This window comes from Streptomyces sp. Tue6028 (genome assembly GCF_002300165.1).
Taxonomy (GTDB): Bacteria; Actinomycetota; Actinomycetes; order Streptomycetales; family Streptomycetaceae; genus Streptomyces; species Streptomyces siamensis.
Genome location: NZ_MLCE01000008.1, coordinates 43,146 through 65,823 on the forward strand (window position 1 = coordinate 43,146; position 22,678 = coordinate 65,823).

Annotated in this window: 17 protein-coding genes; 12 read left to right on the forward strand and 5 right to left on the reverse strand. The window is 71.8% G+C overall.

The annotated features are described in order from the left end of the window. Positions 1-2 precede the first annotated feature (2 nt). Complete coding sequence (locus BKI49_RS06745; RefSeq protein ID WP_095933276.1) at positions 3-1,223, forward strand: CaiB/BaiF CoA transferase family protein; 1,221 nt, start codon at positions 3-5, stop codon at positions 1,221-1,223. Between the two features lie 159 nt (positions 1,224-1,382). Here BKI49_RS06745 and BKI49_RS06750 read toward each other — a convergent pair whose 3' ends face one another. From BKI49_RS06750 to BKI49_RS06760, 3 genes are all read right to left on the reverse strand, one after another. Next, entirely contained in the window at positions 1,383-1,652 is a 270-nt protein-coding gene (locus BKI49_RS06750) for a hypothetical protein (RefSeq protein ID WP_028801703.1), read from the reverse strand. Positions 1,653-1,767: 115 nt separating this feature from the next. Further along, on the reverse strand, positions 1,768-2,580 hold the full coding sequence (locus tag BKI49_RS06755) for an anti-sigma factor (RefSeq protein ID WP_095933277.1): 813 nt from the start codon (positions 2,578-2,580) through the stop codon (positions 1,768-1,770). Continuing rightward, complete coding sequence (locus BKI49_RS06760; protein ID WP_095933278.1) at positions 2,577-3,119, reverse strand: sigma-70 family RNA polymerase sigma factor; 543 nt, start codon at positions 3,117-3,119, stop codon at positions 2,577-2,579. Before BKI49_RS06760 ends, BKI49_RS06755 begins: the two co-directional genes overlap by 4 nt. Before the next feature lie 238 nt (positions 3,120-3,357). Between BKI49_RS06760 and BKI49_RS06765 the strand changes: the two genes are divergently transcribed. The 4 genes from BKI49_RS06765 (at position 3,358) to BKI49_RS06780 (ending at position 10,414) form a co-directional block, all read left to right on the forward strand. Further along, complete coding sequence (locus tag BKI49_RS06765; protein WP_095933279.1) at positions 3,358-4,896, forward strand: DUF4331 domain-containing protein; 1,539 nt, start codon at positions 3,358-3,360, stop codon at positions 4,894-4,896. Between the two features lie 122 nt (positions 4,897-5,018). After that, on the forward strand, positions 5,019-6,857 hold the full coding sequence (locus BKI49_RS06770; RefSeq protein WP_095933280.1) for a tetratricopeptide repeat protein: 1,839 nt from the start codon (positions 5,019-5,021) through the stop codon (positions 6,855-6,857). After that, a complete protein-coding gene (locus BKI49_RS06775; RefSeq protein ID WP_095933281.1) occupies positions 6,854-8,719 on the forward strand; it encodes a sulfite exporter TauE/SafE family protein in 1,866 nt (621 codons plus the stop codon). Before BKI49_RS06770 ends, BKI49_RS06775 begins: the two co-directional genes overlap by 4 nt. Positions 8,720-8,764: 45 nt before the next feature. Beyond that, the gene (locus BKI49_RS06780) at positions 8,765-10,414 is read left to right on the forward strand and encodes a serine/threonine-protein kinase (RefSeq protein ID WP_095933282.1); all 1,650 of its coding nucleotides are present in this window, start codon (positions 8,765-8,767) and stop codon (positions 10,412-10,414) included. 3 nt (positions 10,415-10,417) lie between these two features. On the opposite strand, the gene BKI49_RS06785 is transcribed toward BKI49_RS06780, so the two are convergent. Further along, positions 10,418-11,227 carry an SGNH/GDSL hydrolase family protein gene (locus BKI49_RS06785; RefSeq protein WP_095933283.1) on the reverse strand — a complete coding sequence of 270 codons (810 nt, stop codon included), beginning with the start codon at positions 11,225-11,227 and terminating at the stop codon, positions 10,418-10,420. 448 nt (positions 11,228-11,675) lie between these two features. On the opposite strand from BKI49_RS06785, the gene BKI49_RS06790 reads away from it, so the two are divergent. From BKI49_RS06790 to BKI49_RS06810, 5 genes are all read left to right on the forward strand, one after another. After that, a complete protein-coding gene (locus BKI49_RS06790; RefSeq protein ID WP_257004644.1) occupies positions 11,676-12,101 on the forward strand; it encodes a hypothetical protein in 426 nt (141 codons plus the stop codon). 417 nt (positions 12,102-12,518) lie between these two features. Then, entirely contained in the window at positions 12,519-13,337 is an 819-nt protein-coding gene (locus BKI49_RS06795; protein ID WP_095933284.1) for a glycosyltransferase family 2 protein, read from the forward strand. Next, entirely contained in the window at positions 13,334-14,347 is a 1,014-nt protein-coding gene (locus BKI49_RS06800; protein ID WP_095933285.1) for a glycosyltransferase family 2 protein, read from the forward strand. Before BKI49_RS06795 ends, BKI49_RS06800 begins: the two co-directional genes overlap by 4 nt. 20 nt (positions 14,348-14,367) lie before the next feature. Continuing rightward, the gene (locus BKI49_RS06805; RefSeq protein WP_179332360.1) at positions 14,368-15,141 is read left to right on the forward strand and encodes a polysaccharide deacetylase family protein; all 774 of its coding nucleotides are present in this window, start codon (positions 14,368-14,370) and stop codon (positions 15,139-15,141) included. Further along, on the forward strand, positions 15,134-18,991 hold the full coding sequence (locus BKI49_RS06810) for a lipopolysaccharide biosynthesis protein (RefSeq protein WP_095933286.1): 3,858 nt from the start codon (positions 15,134-15,136) through the stop codon (positions 18,989-18,991). The genes BKI49_RS06805 and BKI49_RS06810 overlap by 8 nt, the downstream gene beginning before the upstream one ends. A 133-nt stretch (positions 18,992-19,124) precedes the next feature. Here the strand turns inward: BKI49_RS06810 and BKI49_RS06815 are convergent, their stop codons facing one another. Then, positions 19,125-20,546 carry a GH39 family glycosyl hydrolase gene (locus tag BKI49_RS06815; protein WP_095933414.1) on the reverse strand — a complete coding sequence of 474 codons (1,422 nt, stop codon included), beginning with the start codon at positions 20,544-20,546 and terminating at the stop codon, positions 19,125-19,127. 167 nt (positions 20,547-20,713) lie between these two features. Between BKI49_RS06815 and BKI49_RS06820 the strand changes: the two genes are divergently transcribed. Next, positions 20,714-21,808, forward strand: coding sequence for a DUF5925 domain-containing protein (locus BKI49_RS06820; protein ID WP_095933287.1), 1,095 nt, complete (start codon positions 20,714-20,716; stop codon positions 21,806-21,808). 96 nt (positions 21,809-21,904) lie between these two features. Further along, entirely contained in the window at positions 21,905-22,657 is a 753-nt protein-coding gene (locus BKI49_RS06825; protein ID WP_095933288.1) for a DUF72 domain-containing protein, read from the forward strand. The last annotated feature ends 21 nt before the right edge of the window (positions 22,658-22,678 follow it).

Here is a 22,678-nt window from a genome sequence, read left to right on the forward strand (position 1 = left end):
CCATGATCCACGGCATGCAGTCACACCCGAAGTCCCAGCCGCTGCCCCTGGAGGGCATCACCGTCGTCGCCGTCGAGCAGGCCGTCGCCGCCCCCTTCGCGACCCGTCAGCTGGCCGATCTCGGCGCGCGGGTCATCAAGGTCGAACGCGTCGACGGCGGGGACTTCGCCCGCGGCTACGACACCGCGGCGGCGGGGCTCGCCTCGCACTTCGTGTGGTGCAACCGGGGCAAGGAGTCCGTCGCCCTCGATCTGAAGGACCCGCGCGGGCTCGACGTCGTGCACCGGCTCGTCGCGGACGCGGACGTGTTCGTGCAGAACCTCGCGCAGGGGGCGGCGGCGCGCCTGGGCCTGGACGCGGCCACCCTGTGCGCGCGGCACCCTCGGCTGATCGCCGTGGACATCTCGGGATACGGGGCGTCCGGACCGTACGCCGGCAAGCGCGCGTACGACATGCTCGTGCAGTGCGAGGCGGGGCTCGTGTCGGTGACGGGCACGCCCGAGCAGCCGGTCAAGGCGGGGATCCCCGCGGCGGACATCGCGGCGGCCATGTACGCGTTCTCGGGGGTGCTCGCGGCACTGGTGCGGCGCGGCACGACCGGTCGCGGCGGCCCGGTGGAGGTGTCGATGCTGGACGCCCTGACGGAGTGGATGGGGCATCCGCTGCATCACGCGATGCACGGAGGAACACCCCCGGCGCGCACGGGGCTGGCACACGCCGTCATCGCGCCGTACGACGCCTATCCGACGGCGGACGGCGGACGGGTGCTGCTGTCGGTGCAGAACGACCGGGAGTGGCGGCGTCTGGCCCACCAGGTGCTGGGGCAGCCGGATCTGGCGGACGACCCGGCGTACGCGACGAACGCGGCGCGCGTCGACAACCGGGAGCGTACGGACGCACTGGTGGCGAAGGCGCTGGAGGTGCTGGACACGGACGAGGCGGTGGCCCGGCTGGAGAGCGCGGGTATCGCGTGCGCGCGGCTCAGGGACCTGTGGGAGGTGGCGGAGCACCCGCAGCTGGCCGCCAGGGACCGGTGGCGCGAAGTGGACTCACCGGTGGGGCCGTTGCGGGCGCTGCTGCCGCCGATCACGCTGCCGGGTGGGGAGGAGGCGCGGATGGGGTCCGTACCCCGGCTCGGGGAGCACACCGGGCCGGTGCTGCGGGCGCTGGGGATGGCGGACGCGGATGTCGCGGAGCTGCAGCGGGAGGGGGTGGCCCGCTGAGTCCGGTGACTCGACGAGGGGTGGTGACCCGCGCCCCGGTGTGGTGACCCACCGGGCGCGGCTGCCTGCCGTGGGGATGACGGACGTGGAAGGGCAGCACTGCGCCGTGGCGGTGGGGCCGCCGGAGCACGGGTCGGGGAACGCCGGTACCGACGGCCGTCAGTGGCCGCCGAACAGCGAACGGCGCAGCCGCCTGAGCGGTGCGAAGAGCGAGACCCGCCGCACACGCGCGACCCTGCCGTTGCTGTCGTGCGCGGTGTCACGCGCGGTGAGCTCACGCATCAGCGACGTCGCCTCGGCCGTCTCACGCTGCGGAACGGCAGGACCGCCCAGCACCGCGAGATGGCGGTCGAGACGCGAACTGGTCGCGCTGCTCCCGCAGGTGATCGCAGGGACACGGGCCCTGCTGCGCACTGTTATCTGTTCCATGTCACTCCCCACCCGTACGAGTCCACCCGGCCCGGGCAGGCTAACCCTATCGCCCCCTCATGGCACTCGTGTATCGCGGGCGCAGGATTCACCTTCCCTGTAAGGGTGTTGACGATTACTCTCCGAATCCAACCGATTCCAGGGCGAGTTGGACAACCGGCTGCGTAGTGGGCTGCGCTGACCCTCCGTGAGGCTCGACCGTCACAGCGAGTGACGTCGCGCGGGTGCTGAGATCGTCGGCGACCAAGGGCGTGTCGCCGTCGAAGAGGCCGAGGGAGAGCGGATTCTCGTTGGGGCGCATGAGCCACAGCTGATGCACGCGCCCTCCCGAGGGAGTGCCCAGTCCGCTCACTGTCACGACGGCGCGCCGCTCGGACGCGGAGGCGACCACTCCGATTCCTCGCCCCTGCGCGTCGCGTTCACTGGTCGCACGCGCGTCGGGCGCCGCCAGAACGTGGGCGATCTCACGTGCCTGCGCACGCTCCCGGTCGAGTTCGTCCCGGGTCTGTGTGGCCTGCACGGCGAAGAGCGAGGCGACGACGAGGGCCGCCGCGGCCGTGGCGGTGGCGAGCGGCGCCATCAGGGGCCGCAGCCGGGGTGCACGCGCGCGTGCGGGCTGCCAGTCGTCGCGGGCACGCGAGGACGACTGCGCCGGGCGGGCACGGGACGGCTGCGGGGCGGGATCCTGGGGTGTGGTGCGCACGGCGGCCAGCACCCGTTCGCGCAGCACGGCCGGCGCCGGTGCCGCCGTCGACCAGGCCAGCCGTACGGCGTCCTCGGTCAGCGCGCGCACCTCTGCGGAGCAGCGCACACAGCCCCGCAGATGGCGTTCGAAACGGCGCCGCTCCTCGGGTTCGAGGGCGTCGAGGGCGTACGGGGCGGCCAGCGAGTGCAGATCGCGGCGCATCAGCCGGTCGAGGAAGCTCATGCCGCACCTCCCAGGCACTCGCGCAGCCGCGCCAGACCGTCCCGCATGCGGGTCTTGACGGTGCCGAGCGGCAGCGAGAGCCGTTCGGCGACTTCACGGTACGTGTAGCCGTCGTAGTAGGCGAGGGTCACCGACTGGCGTTGCAGCGAGGTCAGACGGTCGAGACAGCGGCGCACCCACTCGCGCTCCAGCCCGGCCTCGACCTCCTCGGCGACCTGGTCGAATGCCGGGTGGTGCGCGCGCCGCCCCTCCCGCTGCTCGCGCTCGGTGGCCGCGCGGGCGCTGCGCACCCGGTCGACGGCCCGGCGGTGCGCGAGGGTGAGGATCCAGGACAGCGCACTGCCACGCCCCGGGTCGAACCGCGCCGCGGAGCGCCAGAGTTCGAGCAGCACCTCCTGAGCCACCTCCTCCGTCTGCGCGGGGTCCCGGACCACGCGGCGCACTAGTCCGAACACCGGACCGGACACCAGTCCGTAGAGCTCCTCGAATGCCTTCTGGTCACCTCCGGCCACGAGCACCAGAAGTTCGTCCGCCTCCACCCGTCCCCCTCTCCGGCCGCACACGGCCCGTCCTTTCCCCTACGTGTTCGCAGCGAGCGCGTCTCTGGATGGGTTACGGATCAGCGGACCGAAAACGCGGGTCCGGCGCAGAAGAAACGAGCGTCCGGTGAAACGAGCCGCGCGAGCCGCCGTAAAGACGTTTGGGATTCGACCAATCCACCCCGGCGACCGCTCCGAATGGCGTGCGTCAGGCAATTGGGACGTGAGGACGGACGGCATGACACCTATCTCCAGGAGTGGCGCGGGACGCAGGAGTCTTGCGACTCTCATCTGTGGTGCGCTGGCCGCCGGGGGGCTCGCAGCCGCCGGCGTGACCGCGTTGGAACCGGGGGCGGCATCCGCCTCCAGCCACCGGGAGGCTCCGCTGATCTCGGGGCAGCCCCAGTACGACAACACGGACGTGTACGCGTTCGTGAGCCCGGACAAGCCCGACACGACCACCATCGTGGCGAACTGGATCCCCTTCGAGGAACCCGCCGGCGGACCGAACTTCTACACGTTCGCCGACGACGCCCAGTACGACCTCCACATCGACAACAACGGTGACGCGCAGGGTGAGTTGGTCTACCGCTACACCTTCAGGACGCACCGCAAGAACGGCGACACCTTCCTCTACAACACGGGTCCGGTCACCAGCCTCGACGACCCCGACCTGAACATCACGCAGACGTACGACATCGACCTGCTGCGGCTGCGCGATCAGAAGCTGGTGTCGCGGACCAAGGTGGCCGACGACGTCCCGGTGGCGCCGTCGAACGTCGGCAAGGCCTCGATGCCGGACTACGGCAAGCTCCGCTACCAGGCCGTGCACAAGCTCGCGGGCGGTTCGACGACCTTCGCGGGCCAGGCGGACGACCCCTTCTTCCTGGACCTTCGCGTCTTCGACCTGCTCTACGGCGGCAACCTGAGCGAGGTCGGGCGGGACACGCTGAAGGGCTACAACGTCAACTCCATAGCCCTCCAGGTGCCGAACGACATGATCCGCGAGTCGGCGGGCCAGCCGGTCGTCGGCATCTGGTCCACCACCCAGCGCAAGGACGCGCACGGCGACTGGACCCAGGTCTCCCGGCTCGGCATGCCGCTGGTCAACGAGGTCGTCAACCCGCAGAAGGACAAGGACAAGTTCAACGCGTCCGCGCCGTGGAACGACGGCCAGTTCCTGAAGAACGTGACCAACCCCGAACTGCCGAAGCTCATCGAGGCGATCTACAAGATCAAGGCGCCCGCCGAGCCCCGCAACGACCTGGTCGACGTCTTCCTGAAGGGCGTGAAGGGCCTCAACCAGCCGCCGAACGTCCGCCCGGCCGAGGAACTGCGGCTCAACACCTCGATCAAGCCGACCATGCACCCCAAGCGGCTCGGTGTGCTCGACGGCGACAACGCGGGCTTCCCGAACGGACGTCGGCTCTCCGACGACGTGATCGACGCCTCGCTCCAGGTCGTCGAGGGTGAACTGGTCGGCTCCAAGAACGACTTGGGCGACGCGGTCGACAAGAACGACAAGAAGTTCGAGAAGTACTTCCCGTACGTGGCCGAGCCGACCTCGGGCTCGCGCGGCGCGCTCGCCAAGGGCACGACCAGCGGGACCGACGTGCGCAGCCAGCTGGGCGACGCGCTGAAGCCCGCGGGTGCGACCGGCAGCGGCACGGACACCACGCTGATCGCGGCCTCCGCCGCGGCCGGCGCCGCCGGGTTCCTGCTGATCACCACCGGATTCCTGTGGTGGCGCCGGCGGATGCACAACCGGGCCTACTGACCCGGTCCACCGACTGGCGCGGCCCGCACGCAACCGTCCCCCACGGCGCGGGCCGCGCCGTCATCAGCTCGGCAACGACCGTTCCCGCACAGGTGTTTCGCACCGGACCTTGAGGAGAGGGCATGTCCCCGCGTACGAACGAGAGCGCGCCGGAGAGCGAACGCGGCGAGCCGTCGGTCGCGGCGCCCGAGACGGACGGCGTGTCCGTCACGTCCGACGGGGCCGCGCGGGCCGACGGGGGCGCACGGACCGCCGGAGCCGCACGGGCCGACGGGAGCACACCGGTCGGCGTGTCCACCGGGGACCCGGAAGACCTCGCGGGCCACAGGCAGGATGTCGACGCTGCGGACGGCGGTCACGCCGAAAGCGGCGCGGGCTCCGGGCACGTCGAAGGCGGCGCGGACAGCCCTCACTCCGAGGGCAGCGCCGACGGCGGGCACGCCGGACGTGCGGCCGGCGACAGGCACTCCGAAGACATCACGGGCGACAGGCACGGCGGAGGAACGGCGGGCGGCGAGGACGACGGCGTCGCGAGCGGCACGCCCGCCGAGGGCACCGCGAGCGGCGCGCGCGGGCAGGGCTCCGCGCACGACGACGAGCGTGTCGCCGCGGTGCGCCGGCTGTCCGCCTCCGGACGGCGCCGACGCGCCGCCCAACTCGCCCTCTGCGCAGGCGCATTGGCCGTCGCCATGACTGCCGGGGCGATCGTGCTCGGGGCGGCCCGGGACAGCGGCGGGCGCGCCGTCGCCTCCGTGCCCGGCGCCGTCTCGCCGCAGCTGCTCGCCGGCGGCGACCTCGACACGAGCATCAGCTCCCTCCAGACCCATCTCAAGGCTCAGCCGAAGGACTACGGCGGCTGGGCGACGCTCGGCCTCGCCTACGTCGAGCAGGCCCGCACCAAGGGCGACCCCTCCCGCTATCCGCAGGCCCAGGAGGCGCTCGACCGCTCGCTGCGGCTGCGCCCCGACAACGACCCCGCGCTGGCCGGCCGCGCGGCCCTCGCCGCGGCACGGCACGACTTCACCGGCGCCCTGGAGTACGCGGACAAGGCCCTGAAGCAGAACCCCTACAGCGAGCGCGCCCTCTCCTCCCGTATCGACGCCCTCGTCGAGCTCGGGCGCTACGAGGACGCGTCGAAGGCCGCCGACCTGGCCGACAAGCGGCGACCGGGCGTCCCCGTCTTCACGCGGTACGCCTACGTCCACGAGCTGCGCGGCGACACCAGGACGGCCCGCCGGGTCCTGCGCCAGGCGCTCGACTCGGCGACCACCCGCGGCGACGTCTCCTACGTCGCCACCGCGCTCGGTCAACTCGCCTGGAGTCAGGGCGACTACGACACCGCCCTCACCTACTACGCACGAGCGCTGAGCGCCGACGACAGCTATCTCCCGGCTCTCGAAGGCCGCGCCCGTGCCCAGGCCGCCCAGGGCGACGAAGCGGCGGCGATCCGCGGCATGGAACAAGTCGTCGAGCGCTACCCGCTCCCTCAACCCCTTGTGGAACTAGGCGAGTTGTACGAGGACCGGGGCGCTGCGGGAGACGCCCGGAAGGCCCACGACCAGTACGCCCTGGTGCAGGCCTGGGTCTCGCTGGCACGCGCCAACGGCGTCAACGCCGACCTCGACACGGCCCTGGCCGCCGCCGACCACGGGGACCGGGCCGCCGCACTGAAGGCGGCGCGCGCCGAATGGGCCCGCCGTCACACCGTGCACACCGCGGACGCGATGGCCTGGGCGCTGCACGTCAACGGACGCGACGCGCAGGCCCTGCCCTACGCCCGCAGGGCCACCGCCACCGGCTACCGCAACGCCTCCTTCCTGTACCACCGCGGCATGATCGAGCGCGCCACCGGCCACGAGAAGGAGGCGCGCGCGTCGCTGCAGGCCGCCCTCGACCTGAACCCGGGCTTCTCCCCGCTCGGCGCCCGCGAGGCCCGTACGGCACTGGAGGCCGCGAAGTGAGGACCCGCCGACTGCTCGCCTCCTGCGCCGCCGCCTTCACCGCGGCCTGCGCGCTCGCGGTCGTCCCGGCCGGTCGGGCGAGCGCCCACCCGCTCGGGAACTTCACCGTCAACCGGTACGACGGACTCGTCGCCGCCCAGGGGCAGTTGCGCATCGACCACGTCGAGGACCTGGCCGAGATCCCGGCCACGCAGGCCCGGCCGCGGATCGACGAGCTGGGGATGACCGGCTGGGCGCGCGAGCGGTGCGCGACGGCCGCCCACGGCAGCGAACTCTCGGTCGGCGGGCGCGACGTGCCCCTCGCGGTCGGCGAGAGCCACGCGCGGGTAAGGCCCGGACAGGCCGGGCTCGACACCCTGCGCGTGGAGTGCCGGCTGACGGCGCCGCTGCCCGAGGCGGACACCGTGTCCCTGCGCTTCCGCAGCGCGGGGAGCGACCGGGGGCCCGGCTGGCGCGAGATCACCGCGCGCGGCGACCGGATGACGCTCACCGCGTCGGACGTACCGAGCACGTCGGTGTCCAAGGAGCTGACGGACTACCCGAAGGCGCTGCTCTCCTCGCCCGCCGACACCGCCACCGCCACCCTGCGGATCCGCCCCGGCGGGCCGGCGCTCACCGAGGAACGGCGGAACGCGCCCGCCGCGTCGGTGCTGCCGCGCGGCGCCGACCGGTGGACCGAGGCACTCGACGGCCTGGTGGCCCGCCACGACCTCACCTTCGGTTTCGCCGCGCTGGCCCTCGTCATCGCCGTCGCGCTGGGCGCGATGCACGCGCTCGCGCCCGGTCACGGCAAGACGCTGATGGCCGCGACGGCGGCGGCCCGCGGGGGCCGGGCCCGGCTCAAGGACGTCCTGCCGCTCGCCGCATCGGTGACGGTCACCCACACGATGGGCGTGGTCGCGCTCGGTCTGCTGGTCACGGCCGGTTCCGCCGCGGCGCCGACCGTGATCGCGTGGCTGGGCGTGGCGAGCGGGGTCCTGGTCACGGCGGCCGGCGCAACCCTCGTACGACGCGCCTGGCGGAACCGTTCGCACGGCCCCGCCCACGACCACGGTCACTCCCACGACCACGCTCACAGCGACGAGCACACGCACGACCACACGCACGCGGGCGCGCACCCTCACGGGCACGGGCACGACCACGAGCTCTCTCCGGACCACGGCCTGGACCACGACCGACCGCACGGGCACGACCACGACCACCACCACGACGACGACCACGCCCACAGCCACGCATCCGGCGGGACCCGCGCCCCCGAGCGCACCCGGCACGGCCAACGGCCCCTGGTCCTCGCGCACTCCGCCGCGCCCACCGCAACCGCCACCGCGCCGAGCACGGTCGGCACCTCGGACGCGTCCGACCCACGCGAACGCACCGTCGACAGCCCCCACAAGCACCAGCACGGTCACGGCCACAAGCACGACCGCATGCACGGGCACCCCCACTCCCCCGGCACCCCCCGCTCCCGCACCCTCGAACACACCCACGGCGGCTTCACCCACACGCACGAGATCGCGCCCACCCTGCGCGGCACGCTCCTGCTCGGCTTCGCCGGCGGCCTCGTGCCCAGCCCGTCCGCGGTCGTGGTGCTGGTCGGTGCCGCCGCGCTGGGCAAGGCGTGGTTCGGGTTCCTCCTGGTCCTCGCCTACGGCGCCGGGCTCGCGCTGACGCTCACGGCGGCCGGGTTCGCCGTCGTCAGGCTCGGCGGCGGGATGAGCCGGGTCCTCGCCCGGCGTCCGCGCTGGGCCGCGGGCCGCACCGCGGCCCTGGTGCGCAGGGCCGCGCCCCTGGGATCGGCGCTCGTCGTCGTAGCGCTTGGGGCTGGATTGGTGTTCAGGGGGGCCGCATCCGTACTCGGCTGAGCTACTTTTGTGGAGAAATCGCGCGGATGCGAAGAGGGGGCGCACGTGTCCGAAGACCCGGGCAGTGAACGTGTGATCGCGGGGCGCTACCGTCTGCTGTCGCCCTTGGGCGAGGGCGGCATGGGCACGGTGTGGCGTGCCCGCGACGAGGTGCTGCAGCGCGAGGTGGCGGTGAAGGAGGTCCGCGCCCCGGCCGGGCTTCCGGACCCCGAGGTCGAGCGGATGTACGCCCGGCTGGAGCGGGAGGCCTGGGCCGCCGCACGCGTCTCGCACCGCAATGTGGTGACGGTGTACGACGTGGCCACCGAGGACGGCCGTCCGTGGATCGTCATGGAGCTGGTCCGTGGCCTCGCCCTCTCCGATCTGCTGGACGCGGAGGGCCCGTTGGCCCCGGCACGCGCCGCGCACATCGGCGCCGAGGTGCTCGCCGCGCTGCGCGCCGCGCACGAGGCGGGAGTCCTGCACCGCGACGTCAAGCCGGGCAACGTCCTGATGGCGAACGACGGGCGGATCGTCCTCACGGACTTCGGGATCGCGATGGTCGAGGGCAGCTCGGCGCTGACGATGACCGGTGAGGTCATCGGCTCCCCCGAATTCCTCGCTCCGGAGCGGGCGCTGGGCCGCACGCCGGGCCCGGAGTCCGACCTGTGGTCGCTCGGCGTCCTGCTGTACGCGGTGGTCGAGGGCAATTCGCCGTTCCGGCAGAACACTCCGCTGAGCACGCTGCGGGCGATCGTCGACGAGCCGTTGCCGGCGCCGCGTCGGGCAGGTTCCCTCGGTCCCGTCATCGAGGGCCTGCTGGCCAAGGACCCGGCCGAGCGGATGACCGCGGACCAGGCCGAGCACGACCTGCGCGTCGTGGCGGCGGGCGGCGCGGCGCCGACCACGCGCCGGAACACACTGCCCGTCATGCCTCCGGGGCCGACGGGCTCCGACGCGCCGACGCTCGGCACGTTCGGCCCCGCTCCCCAAGGTCCACCCGGGCCCCGGGGCCCCGGCGGGCCGCTGTCGAGCACCGCGCCCACGACCGCCGCGCCCCGCGAACCGGACCGCAACCGCCGCGCGGCCGTGGTCCTGGTCGCGGGCCTGGTCGCGTTGGCGCTGGCCCTCGGCGGGCTGACGTACGCGCTGCTGAACCGGGACGGCGGGGACGGCGACCAGGGCAGTGGCGGCAGCAGCAGCGGTGCTCCGGGCAACGGCGGCGGGAGCTCCGGTACGGGTGGAACGCACAGCGAGAGCGGCAGCACCGCCTCGACCGGTCCGAGTCCCTCGACGAGCGCTCCCGGCGGCGGCCACGCGACGACCGCTCCGCCCGCGCAGTCCGTGCAGGTGACGGTCACCGGTCAGCACACCGACTATGCGGGCGCCTGCCCGCCGCCCGGGGACGGGGCGCCCTCGTTCACGGCGACGTTCACGGTGGGCCGTGTCCCGGTGGACGTCGAGTACCGCTGGGTGACGAAGTCGGGCGAGGTGACGGACCCCGGCTGGAAGACGCTGTCGTTCCCCGCGGGGGGCGGCAAGACGCGGCAGAAGACGGTCGTCGCGACGACGTACGACACGAGCGGGACGTTCCGGAACGAGATCGGCGTGGAGGTCCGGGCTCCGGTCCGGGTGACGTCGAACTCGGTCGCGTTCACCATCACCTGTGCGACGGAGACCCCGACGGACGGGGCCTCCGCCTCTGTGTCGCCCTGAGGGTCAGGCCGTTGAGGTGAGGACCGGCAGGTAGCCGCCGGAGTGACCGGACGCGGTCGGGTGGTACGACTCGCCGATGTTCAGCCAGTTCAGGCTGTGCAGCCAGGCGGCGCCGGAGCAGATCTCGTGCCCGGTGAAGGTGCCCCTGACGTCGCCGAAGGTGAAGCCGTGGTCGGCGGCACGCTTGGCGATCGCGCTGTCCAGGTAGTCGGCCGCGCCGTTGATCGCGGCCCGTTCGGTCTCCGAAAGGCCTGTGATGCAGCTGCCGTTGAGCTTGTAGAAGCGGGGGTAGCCCAGGACGACCACGTGGGCGGCCGGGGCCTTCGCGCTGATCGCCGAGTAGACGGTGTCGAGGTTGCCGGGGAGCGTCGAGTCGACGTACGCCTTCGCGGTGGCGATCCGTGAGAGGCAGGAGCTCTCCGACTGGAGCACACACGTCGTCATGACGTCGGAGAAGCCTGCGTCGTTGCCGCCGATGCTGATGGTGACCAGGCCCGTGGAGGAGCTGAGCGGGCCCAGCTGGTTCGCCGTGACATCACCCGTTCGGGCGCCGGAGCAGGCGGTGAAGTCGAACGACGAGGGTGAATGGGCGGCTGCCCAGAGGTAGGGATAGGCCTTCGTGCTGCGCTTGCAGTCGCCGCTGGAGCTGATGTAACTGCCCGCGCCGACACCGGAGGAGTAGCTGTCGCCGAGTGCCACGTATCCGGTGGCCGCGGCGGTCGAGGACGCCTGCGCCGTCGCAGCCCCGGTGAGGGCGAAACCGGCGGCGAGGAGGAGCGAGGTCACGTATGCCGTAATTCGGGAACGTCTCATGGAACCTCCCTTTAGCAGGATCTCTGCCACAACTTTGGTAGCAGCTACGCGTGTTGACTGGAAGTGTCCATGCCAAGAATTTTCGGCTCTTACCGTTGTTGCCCGAACGTCTTCACCGGCCTGTTCGTTGCCCTGACGACGCGTTCATGACCCTGCGTCAGATGGCGGCAGGCCGTCTGGGCGGGCAGGACCGTCACCGGCGGGAGAACGACCCGGATCGCCGGACCGGGCCTCCGAAGATCGTCCCGAACGAGGTGGAGCGGACCGATTCCGCTTGACAACTCCGTTGATCTGTAAAGCCGTTGCCCCCGCGAGACAGCGCCTTCGGGTAACGCATGTTCAAAGGACCCCAAGAACCGCCATGGGCGCCTTCCGCATCTTGACGACCCCCCGTCCGCTGCGCGACATTGAAGCCCGGCATCCGGCGCTTCAGGGGGCAAAGTCGCCAATGCAGACCATACGCATCAAGCCACCTTCATCAGGTGAAACAGAGGGGCCACGGCAGCATCCGGGGAGGGACCTGCTGCCGTTGCTCGCGGGCGCGGCCACCGTGATCGGCGGCGTCGGCGCGGTCCTCGCACTCGCCGACGTGGACTCACCGCTGCGTGGCCCGTTCACGCTGTTCTTCCTGCTCGCGGCGCCGTCCGTGGCCATCGCGGCCGCGCTGCGCGGACTGGAACCGTTCGGGCGCGCGGTGGCCTCCATGGCCGGCGCGGTCGCCCTCAACATGCTGGTGGCCCAGGGAATGCTGGCCGTGCACCGCTGGTCGGTCCGCGGCGGAATCGCGGCGGTGACCGCGCTCAGTTCCCTCATCCTGCTGCTGGTCCTCGCGCGCCGGCTGCGCCGTCGAACGGCGAACGGAGGGGCCACCTGAATTGATCACGAAATACGCAAACGGATGAGGAAAATCCGTTCGAGTCGTTAGGTAACGGCCAAACCAACAAAAACGTGAGGCCTCGTTCCAGGTCTTGCCATACAGACTCAATCGTCAATACCGTCGTACATCTCACCCGCATCGGTCCATCATCAGCGGCTCTAGGGGAGGGCTCAAGGACCGCGATGGTTCCCGGCGCGGGGCGCGGTTGGGGGGTGCCGTACTCGGTGGCCAGACGTATGCCGAGTCGTGCCGCGCGACCGGTTCCCGATTCCGGGGCCGGCCAGCTTTGCAAGCTCACGCGGCATGCACGGAGATCCATTTCGTCATGCTCAAGTGAGAACCCCCCTTTCGAACCGGACAAAGAGCCGGACCGCCCAGGGGCGGGCGGTCCACCGGACGAGAGGGACCAGACTCATGAGCTCAGTCCTGCGGCCCGCCTTTTCGGGCCAAGATCCGTCAATGGCGCGCAAGTACCGGCCGATCTCTTCTCACCTGGCCATTGCGCCTCCGGTGAGTGTCGTCATTCCCGCCATGAATGAGGCCGAGAATCTCCCGTACGTCTTCAAGACGCTTCCCGACTGGATACACGAAGTCGTTCTTGTCGACGGCAATTCCACCGACAACACCGTCGAAGTGGCCCGTGACCTGTGGCCCGACGTCAAGGTCGTCGAGCAGCGCGGAAAGGGCAAGGGCGACGCCCTGATCACCGGATTCGAGGCGTGCACCGGCGACATCATCGTGATGGTCGACGCGGACGGCTCGGCGGACGGTCAGGAGATCGTGTCGTACGTGTCCGCGCTGGTGTCCGGAGCCGACTTCGCCAAGGGCTCGCGCTTCGCCAACGGCGGCGGCACCTCCGACATGACGCCGATCCGCAAGCTCGGCAACAGAGTCCTGTGCGCGACCGTCAACGCCAAGTTCGGCGCCCGCTACACCGACCTCTGCTACGGCTACAACGCGTTCTGGCGGCACTGCCTCGACAAGATCGAGCTGGACTGCACCGGCTTCGAGGTCGAGACCCTGATGAACATCCGGGTGGTCAAGGCCGGTCTCAAGGTGCAGGAGATTCCCAGCCACGAGTACCTCCGCATCCACGGCAAGAGCAATCTGCGCGCCGTGCGGGACGGGTTCCGGGTGCTCAAGGTGATCCTCAAGGAGCGTTCCAACCGGCGCGCGCTGCGCCGCAGGCCGCACGCCGCCCAGCTCGACTCGGGCCGGGGAGAGACGTCTTGAGCGAGCCGGACATCTCCGTGGTGATCTGCGTCTACACCGAGGACCGCTGGCAGGACATCCTCGCGGCGGTCTCCTCGGTGCGGGCGCAGTCGCTGCCCGCCCTGGAGACGCTCCTCGTCGTGGACCACAACGCCACGCTCCTGGAGCGGCTGACCAGGGAGTACAAGGAGACCGATGCGGTTCGGGTGCTCGCCAACGCGGGCCCCCGCGGCCTGTCCGCGGGCCGCAACACCGGGATCGCCGCCTCGCGCGGCGGGATCATCGCCTTCCTCGACGACGACGCGGTGGCCGAGCGGGACTGGCTGCGGCACTTCGCCGAGGGATACGCGGACCCGCGGGTCATGGCCGTCGGCGGCCGCACGATGCCGATCTGGGCGTCGGGCCGCCGACCGGTCTGGTTCCCCGAGGAGTTCGACTGGGTGGTCGGCTGCACCTACAAGGGGCTGCCGCCGGGCCGGGTGCGCGTCCGCAATGTCCTGGGCGGCAACGCCTCGTTCCGTCGAACGGCGTTCGACGTGGCGGGCGGATTCGCCACCGGCATCGGCCGGGACGGCGACAGACGCCCGCTGGGCTGCGAGGAGACCGAGCTGTGCATCCGGCTCACCCGCGCCCGGCCCGACGCGGTCCTGCTGATCGACGACCGGGCGGTCATCCACCACCGGGTGCCCGAGGTGCGCGAGCACTTCCGGTACTTCCGCACGCGCGCGTACGCCGAGGGCCTGTCGAAGGCACTCGTCGCGCGAAGTGTCGGCGCCGACAAGGGACTCGAGTCGGAACGCCGCTACACGACCAGGGTGCTGCCGGCCGGCGTCCTGCGCGGGCTGCGCGACGCGGCACTGGCCCGGCCGGGCGGCGCGGGCCGCGCGGGCGCGATCGTCGCCGGGGTTCTCACCGCGGCCGGGGGGTACGTACTCGGGAGCGTCCGGGCGCGCAGGGGCGGAGCCGTGTTCTCGGTGGTCCCGGTGCGCACGACCGACGGCGGCCGCGGGGGCGGGGAGGTGGCGGCGTGAACGAACCGGTGCCGATCCTGATGTACCACTCGATCGCCCACTCCCCCAACGACGCGACCCGCGCCCTGTCCGTCGCGCCCGAGGCGTTCACCGAGCAGATGGCGCTGCTCGGCGACCGGGGCTTCACCCCGGTCGACACGGCGCGGCTTGCCGCCGGCTGGCGGTCGGGGGCCGCACTGCCCGTCCGTCCCGTGCTGATCACCTTCGACGACGGCTACGAGGGCGTGCACCGGCACGCGCTGCCCGTGCTCGCCAAGCACGGCTTCGCCTCGACCCTGTTCGTCTCCACCGGCTGGCTCAGGGGCCCGTACGACACCGGGGGCGGCCTCGACGCGATGCTGGACTGGGACCAGGTGCGCGAACTCGCCGGGGAGCAGATGGAGATCGGCGGGCACAGCCACACCCACCCGGAGCTGGACCAGATCACCGACGAGGCGCTCTGGTCCGAGCTGCTGCGCTGCAAGGAGATCATCGCCGACGAACTGGGCGCGCGCCCGGTCTCGTTCGCCTACCCGTACGGCTATTCCAGCCGCAGGGTGCGCCGTACGGTGCGGGAGGCGGGGTTCGCCCAGTCGCTCGCCGTCGGCAACGCCCTCGCGCGCCGCCGCCAGGGCCCGTACGCCCTGGAACGCGTCACCGTGCGCCGCACGACCGGCATCGACGAGTTCGAGCAGCTCGTCGAAGGCCGTGCGATAACCCGCAACTTCGCCCGGGACCGCGCCCTCACCAAGGGGTACGCCATGGTCCGAAGAGCACGACAGGTCCGCCGGAAGGCCATCCGTTCCCGTGTCTGACACGACGACCACAGCCCAGGCCTCCACACCCGCCGAGGCGCCCGAGCAGCCGCCGGCGCGCCGGTTCCGCCTGCCCGGCCGGAAGGGCAAGGGCGCCGGCGGGGGGAACCAGCTGTTCCGCAACGCCTACGCGCTGATGCTCAACACCGGCATCTCCGCCGTGCTCGGGCTCGGCTACTGGCTGATCGCGGCCCGCTACTACTCCGAGTCGGCGGTCGGCCAGGGCTCCGCCGCCATCGCCGCGATGAAGCTCCTCGCCGGCCTCACCGCGGTGACGCTGACGGGCGCGCTGGCCCGCTTCATCCCGGTCGCCGGGCGCAGCACCGGGCGCCTGATCCTGCGCACGTACGCGGGCAGTTCGGTGATCGTGGCGCTGGCCGCCGGGGTCTTCCTGCTCACCCTCAATCTCTGGGGCCCGTCGTACCGCTTCCTGCACGGACCGCTCAACGGCCTCGGGTTCGTCCTCGCGGTCGTCGCCTGGTCCCTGCTGACGCTCCAGGACGGTGTGCTGACCGGGCTGCGCAGCGCCCTGTGGGTGCCGGTGGGCAACACCGTGTTCTCCGCGGCCAAACTGCTGCTGCTCGTCTGTCTCGCCGCCGCGATCCCCACGACGGGCGTCTTCGTCTCCTGGGTCGCCGCGATCGCCCTGTCGGTGGTGCCGCTCGGGCTGCTGGTGTTCCGGCGGCTGGTGCCCCGGCATGTGAAGGCCACCGAGGGCCACGCGAAACCGCCCTCCCTCAAGGAGATCGGCCGCTTCCTCGCCGGGGACTACACGGGCTCCCTGTTCTCGCTCGCCGTGGTCTACCTCGTCCCGGTGATCATCGCGTCGCAGGTCAGCTCCGCCGACAACGCCTACTTCTACATCACCACCACGATCGGCGGCACGGTCAACCTGCTGGCGATCAACATGGGCGCCTCGCTGACCGTCGAGGGCTCGCACGACCCGGCACGGCTGGCCGCCAACACCCGGGCCGCCCTCAAGCGCATGGCCCGGATCATGCTGCCGGTGTGCGGACTGCTGTTCCTCGGCGCCCCGTTCATCCTGCACGTCTTCGGTGAGGGGTACGCGCACGCGGCGACCCCGCTGCTGCGCTGGTTCGCCGTCGGCGCGGTGCTGCGGGTCGTGATGGAGACGTACTTCGCGGTCCTGCGCGCGCAGAGCCGCACCGCGGGACTGGCCTGGTTGCAGGGCCTGCTGTGCGTCCTGGTCCTCGGCCTGACCGTGCTCCTGCTGCCCCGGATGGGCCTGACCGGCGCCGGCGTCGCGGAGATCTCCAGCCTCGCGGTGATCGTCATGATCGCCGCCCCCAGGCTGTACCGGATCGTGCGCACCGCGCCGCCCGCCGAACTGCCCGCGGACGCGGCGCCGGACGGCGACCTCGCCGACCTGGGGGCCCGCGAGGCGCCCGCCGCCAAGCCCCGCGAGGGGCGGCACGGGCCCGCGTGGGCGCTGGACTCGGACACCCTCGCGCTGGGCGTCCACGTCGACTTCGACCATCAGGAGCGCAGGCCGGACGTACGGCCGGGCCCGGGCACCCCGCCGACCGGGACGCCCAAGGCACGGCGGCCGGAGCACCGGCCGACCTGGGCCCTGCGGGCGCAGCCCGGCCCCTCGGTCGGGCTGCCCGTCGAGGCGCGCGAACCGGGTTCCGAGGCATCGCTGGGGCCTGCGGAGGCACCCGAGGTCGACGCGCCGTTCGAGACGGACGGCACGGACGGTGTCGTCGCGGTGGCACGCAAGCCGGTGCCGAACGTCTCCGCCGCCGCGGCGCGGCCGGACGCGGACCCGCCGCAGCCACCGGACGACGCCCTGCCGTCGCTGCGCGAACGGCTGCGGCACCCGTCCAGACCCGGTGTCGTCCTCGGCTGCCTGCTGATCTCGGCGCTGCTGCTGTACTGGGTCCCGGCGCTCGCCCTGGACGACCGCTCGCTCGACGAGATGGGCGGACTGGGCCTCATCTCCGTCCTGCCGCTCCCGACCCTGGTCGGGGCCGCCCTGCTGATCGTCGTCTTCGCGTCGCTGCTGTGGACCGCCCGCGAGCACCGCGGGCTGCTGTGCCTCACGCTGCTCGCCACCGTGGTGTCGCTCCACGCGCTGCCCGCGGTGATCGAGACCGAGCCGCGGTTCGCGACGGCGTGGCAGCACCTCGGCTTCCTCGACTACATCGACCGGACCGGGTCCGCGGTGCCCGACCTGGACGCCCGCTGGAGCTGGCCGGGCTTCTTCGCGGTGGCCGCGTTCGTCGCGAAGGCGTGCGGGGTCAGCGACCTCACCGAGGTCATCCGCTGGTGGCCGATGACCGTCCAACTGCTCTACCTGGCACCGATGTTCCTGCTGGTGCGCTCCCTGCGGGCCGGCTGGCGCGCCAAGTGGACCGGCATCTGGATCTTCGCGCTCAGCGGCTGGGTCGGCCAGGACTACTTCTCACCGCAGGGCTTCACCTATCTGCTCTACCTCGTCTTCGTGGCCGTCCTGCTCGTGTGGTTCCGGGCTCCGCGCGTGCTGTGGACGAAGGCGCGTCCCGGCGAGGCGGAGGTCGAGCCGACGAACCGCCGCCAGCAGGCCGTGCTCCTCATGGTCCTCACGGGGCTGTTCGCGGCGACCGTGCCCGCGCACCAGTTGACCCCCTTCGTGATGCTGGGCGTCCTCGCGGTCCTCGTGCTCATCGGCCGCTGCGAACTGCGCGGCCTGCCCATCCTGTTCGCCGTGCTGGTCGCGGTCTGGCTGAGCTTCATGGCCGAGCCCTACTGGTCGGGACACTTCGACGATCTGTTCGGCGGCGTCGGCGGCGTGGGCAGCAACGTGTCGACGTCGGTCTCCGGGCGCATCCAGGGCGGCAGCTCCTCGCACAAGCTCGTCCTGTACACCCGCGTCCTGCTCGCGGGCGGCGTGATGGCGTTCGCCTGCTGGGGCTGGTGGCGGCGGCGCGACCACAAGTACCGCGAGCGCTCCCTGCTCGTCCTCACCTTCGTGCCGTTCCTCGGCTTCGGCATGCAGTCGTACGGCGGCGAGATGGCCCTGCGGGTCTTCATGTTCGCGCTGCCGGGCGCGGCCCTGCTGGCCGGACTCGCGTTCTTCCCGCGCACGGGCATCACCGCGAAGGAGCGTGAGCGGGACCGGGTGAGCCTCGCACCGGTCGCCGCCCTGATGGCGGGACTGCTGCTCATGGGCGGCTTCCTGGTGGCCCGTTGGGGCAACGAGCCCTTCGAGCGGATCAGGTCGGGCGAGGTCGCGGCCATGAACTACGTGTACGAGCACGACGACCCGACGGTACGGCTGCTGTGGCTGAGCAACGACACGGTCGACAACGTGACGCCGGCGATGCCGTGGGGCGCGAAGGACATGGAGAAGGTGCAGTACGTGCCCACACTGGCGCCCGCCGACCCGGTGCTGGTCTCCGGGCTCGTGAAGGCCCTCAAGGACGCGGGCCCGAACTCGTACCTGATGATCAACCGCAGTCAGGTGGTCTACCTCGAACTGGACGTGGGCTATTCGGCGACGTGGGAGTCGCGGCTGATCACCCACCTCGACGACCGTCAGGAGCTGAAGAAGGTCCTGGCCAACGACGACGTCACCATGTACGCGCTGCGCAAGCAGCCCTCGGGCAAGGTCGAGAAGGCCGATCCCGGTCCGATCGGGCCCCAGGTCACCTGGACGCCGTGGTCGGTTGTGGGCGGCCTGGCGGCGATCGCGCTCATCGTGCTGCTGGCCGCCCGGGAGGTCGTCCGTGTCGCGGCACGGCCGAGCGTGCGGCAACTGCGCTGGCTGCAGAGCAGCTTCTGGTTCTCGCTGCCGCTGCTCGCGGTGCTGCTGGCCTCGATGGTGCAACGGTTCCTGACCATGAAGTAGCGCCCGTACCGAGGACGAGGGGGCTCACGCGGTTCTCCGCGCGGGCCCCCTCACTCGTGCGGCTCGGCCGGTGGCGCCTCCACCACGCAAGGGGGGCTCGGCATGTCGGCGCCTGCACCACGTACCCGGGGACTCAGCGCGTCAGCCACTTCACCTCGTACGCGCCCATCGCGAACCGTTTGCCGTCGACCTTCGCGCTGATCGAGCGGTCGAGCGTGTTGACCACGAGCACGGTCCTGTCGGTGGCGAGGACGCGGACGTTGGGCACGTCGTCCGCGGCGACGGTCACGGACCTGTACGCCGTGCCCGGTGCGAACTCCTTGCCGAAGCGGGTCACCAGGTCGTACATGGGGAGCTTCCCGCCCCCGCCGGCGGTGTCCGTCGGTGTCCACAGGCAGCCCGGGCAGCCGGTGCCCTTCTCGTCCTCCGGATTCCAGTAGAAGCCGGACGACGCGCCGCCCTTGACCATCGCGATCAGGCCGGCGGCCTGGACCGCCACGCGGTGGGTCTCGGACCAGCCGTTGCGCTCGTCCTTGCCGTCGGCCGGTTCGACGTAGTACTCGGCCCACCACAGCGGCAGGTCGTGGGTGCGCGCCCGCACCCACTCCCCGACCGCGGTGAGTTTGTCGGTGGCCGCGAACTCGTCGGGCAGCATCTCGTCGTCATTGGTGTAGCTGGAACCGTCGACGACGACGAAATCCGCTCCGGCCTTGTTCTTGTTCCAGTAGTCGAAGGCGTCGAGGACCCGCTGGTCCATGGCTCCCCAGGTGCCCTTCACCGTCGTGGACGCGCCTTCCTTCTGCCGCGGGTCGAGGCTGTCCATGACCAGGTAGGGCCCGCCGACCATGATGTCCTTGTCGACCTTCTTCAGCGCCTTGTAGACGAGGTTGTAGAGCTCGGTGTAGCCCTCGTAGTCCCAGCGGCCCTCGCTGTTGTTCCAGAAGCCCTTGAACTCGTTCCAGACGATGAAGTGGCGTACGTCCGGATAGCGCTTGGCGACGGTCGCGGCGAGCGCGGCGAAGTCCTTGTAGTGGGACCGCTCCGGGGCCGTCTCCAGGGAGGACTGGCTCCAGTCGGTGTTGCCGGCGCCCGCCTTGCCGCCCTTCATCCAGTCCGGTGCGCAGCACAGGGTGACGACCGGGGTGCCGCCGGTCTTGCGGACGAAGTCGATGCGCCGGTCCATCGCGGAGAAGTCGTAACGCCCCTTGGACGGCTCGGGATTGTCCGCGCCCCAGCCCATGATGTGCTGGTTCTGCGGCACCGACTGCTTCTCCAGCAGCCCCTCGGCCCGCTCGACGGCGGCGTCGCTGCCCTCGTCGGCACTGAACTGGGTGTGCGTGAAGCCCCAGCCCACGTCCGGCCGCAGCGACCCGGGCGGGGTGACGGGCGTGCCGTGCACCCTGTCCCCGTCGCGGGTCGTGCCGGCCGTGCTCCCGCCGTCCCCCGGAAGCGTGTTGAGCAGGGTCACCACCAGGGCCAGAGCGGCCACACCGACGCCGAGCAGCGCGGTGAGCCGCCACCGCCGTGCCCCCGAATTCCACCCATGACGTCCCATCATGGGCAACAGTAACCGCGGGTCTCCGCCGTCGGACAGATCCCGTGAGTGCACAGCCCTGTAACAGGATGGAAGGGACACACCGGAAGCACCGGACCTCGGGTGACACGCGCGGCGCACTACGGAAACCGGGTGCATGCGAAGCCCGTGTGACGGATCATGGCGGCATGTCTGCCAACCCACACGACGCTCTGCCGATCCGGCTCAACGTCGACGACAGCGACTCGCCGTCGGACGTCGTCGACGCGCTGTTCCTCGGCCGCTTCGCGACGGGCGAGCAGCCGCACTCGCACGCGGCGAACATCGACCGCGTACGGTCCGGGGCGACCCTGCTCCCGCCGGGCGCCCGTGTGCTGCGCTCCGCGCGCGACGACGACCGCAGCGCGACCCTCGCCGAGGGCGACGGCTGGACCCTTCTGGTCTCCCGCTGGAACCGCGGCGCCGACGTGACCGTGACCGCCACCAGCGCGGAGCTGGCCGAGAAGGTGCTCGGCCAGGCGACGGACGGCGCCGCGGACGAACCCGAGCCGCAGCCGGAGAACGTGACGATGGGGTTCTGGTACGTGTCGCCGCGCCGCGGCCCGTACCGCACGACGCGTCAGATCTCGGCCGGTACGTGGGAGGAGGTCCGCGCCAACTACACCGAGCCGGTGGCCGACGCGATGGACCACCTGATGAAGACGACCCCCGAGGACATCGCCGGCCGGCTGCTGCTCCTGCACGGCCCGCCCGGCACCGGCAAGACCTCGGCGCTGCGCACACTGGCCCGCTCGTGGCGCGACTGGTGCCAGGTCGACTGCGTCCTCGACCCCGAGCGGCTCTTCTCCGACGTCGGCTATCTGATGGACATCGCGATCGGCGAGGAGGACGCCACGGGCAAGGGCCGCTGGCGGCTGCTCCTGCTGGAGGACTGCGACGAACTGATCCGCGGCGAGGCGAAGCACACGGCGGGCCAGGCGCTGTCCCGTCTGCTCAACCTCACGGACGGGCTGCTCGGCCAGGGCCGCAACGTCCTCGTGGGCGTCACGACGAACGAGGACCTCGAGCGTCTGCACCCTGCCGTGGTCCGCCCCGGCCGCTGCCTCGCCCGTATCGAGGTCGGGCCGCTGACCCGCTCCGAGGCCGTCGGCTGGCTGGGCACGGAGGAGGGCGTCCCGCGCGACGGCGCGACCCTCGCGGAGCTGTACGCGCTGCGCCGGGGCACCAGCCCGACGTCGGTGCCGGACCAGCGCGACGGCGCGGACGCGGGACTGTACCTGTAGGCCGACGCCGGGTGCCGTGCGCACCGGTGGGCCGCCCCCGGGTGCGGTGCGCGCCGCGCCCGGGTGCGCCGGACGGTCCGGTGTTTTCATGGAGTCATGACCCTGTACGTCGGCACGTCGGGGTGGCAGTACAAGGACTGGCGCGGCGTCCTCTACCCGGACGGACTGCCCCTGCGGCTCTGGCTCGAGGAGTACGCGGCACACTTCGCGACGGTCGAGATCAACAACGCGTTCTACCGGCTGCCGTCGCGCGAGACGTTCGAGAGCTGGCGGGAACGCACTCCCGACGACTTCGTCGTGGCCGTCAAGGCGAGCCGCTATCTGACCCACATCAAGCGGCTGCGCGACCCGGAGGAGCCGGTGCACCGGCTGATGGACCACGCCGCAGGACTCGGCGACCGTCTCGGACCGGTCCTGCTCCAGCTGCCGCCCACGCTGCACGCCGACCCCGGACTCCTCGACGACTGCCTCGCCCGCTTCCCGTCGGGCACGCGGGTCGCCGTGGAACCGCGGCACGACTCGTGGTGGACGCCCCGGGTGCGCGAGGTGCTGGAGGCGCGGGGCGCGACGCTGTGCTGGGCCGACGTGCTGGCCCGGCCGGTGACCCCGCTGTGGCGGACCGCCGCATGGGGCTACGTCCGCTTCCACGAGGGCCGCGCCCGGCAGTGGCCGCGCTACGGCCGGCAGTCCCTGGCGTCGTGGGCGGGGCGCGTCGCGGACGCCTGGCCCGAGGGCCACGAGGTGTACGCGTACTTCAACAACGATCCGAACGGGGCGGCGGTCCACGACGCGGTCGCCTTCGCCCGCGCGGCACGCGCGGCGGGACTGACCGTCACGCGGACCCCGTAGCGTCGTCCGTCGGCGGACCGG

Excerpts from the sequence above, each read along its gene's own strand:
- BKI49_RS06825 (WP_095933288.1), top strand. The coding sequence starts at position 21,905 with ATGACCCTGTACGTCGGCACGTCGGGGTGGCAGTACAAGGACTGGCGC.
- BKI49_RS06755 (WP_095933277.1), bottom strand. The coding sequence starts at position 2,580 with ATGAGCTTCCTCGACCGGCTGATGCGCCGCGATCTGCACTCGCTGGCC.
- BKI49_RS06765 (WP_095933279.1), top strand. The coding sequence starts at position 3,358 with ATGACACCTATCTCCAGGAGTGGCGCGGGACGCAGGAGTCTTGCGACT.
- BKI49_RS06820 (WP_095933287.1), top strand. The coding sequence starts at position 20,714 with ATGTCTGCCAACCCACACGACGCTCTGCCGATCCGGCTCAACGTCGAC.
- BKI49_RS06785 (WP_095933283.1), bottom strand. The coding sequence starts at position 11,227 with ATGAGACGTTCCCGAATTACGGCATACGTGACCTCGCTCCTCCTCGCC.
- BKI49_RS06805 (WP_179332360.1), top strand. The coding sequence starts at position 14,368 with ATGTACCACTCGATCGCCCACTCCCCCAACGACGCGACCCGCGCCCTG.
- BKI49_RS06750 (WP_028801703.1), bottom strand. The coding sequence starts at position 1,652 with ATGGAACAGATAACAGTGCGCAGCAGGGCCCGTGTCCCTGCGATCACC.
- BKI49_RS06795 (WP_095933284.1), top strand. The coding sequence starts at position 12,519 with ATGAGCTCAGTCCTGCGGCCCGCCTTTTCGGGCCAAGATCCGTCAATG.
- BKI49_RS06770 (WP_095933280.1), top strand. The coding sequence starts at position 5,019 with ATGTCCCCGCGTACGAACGAGAGCGCGCCGGAGAGCGAACGCGGCGAG.
- BKI49_RS06790 (WP_257004644.1), top strand. The coding sequence starts at position 11,676 with ATGCAGACCATACGCATCAAGCCACCTTCATCAGGTGAAACAGAGGGG.
- BKI49_RS06745 (WP_095933276.1), top strand. The coding sequence starts at position 3 with ATGATCCACGGCATGCAGTCACACCCGAAGTCCCAGCCGCTGCCCCTG.
- BKI49_RS06815 (WP_095933414.1), bottom strand. The coding sequence starts at position 20,546 with ATGGGACGTCATGGGTGGAATTCGGGGGCACGGCGGTGGCGGCTCACC.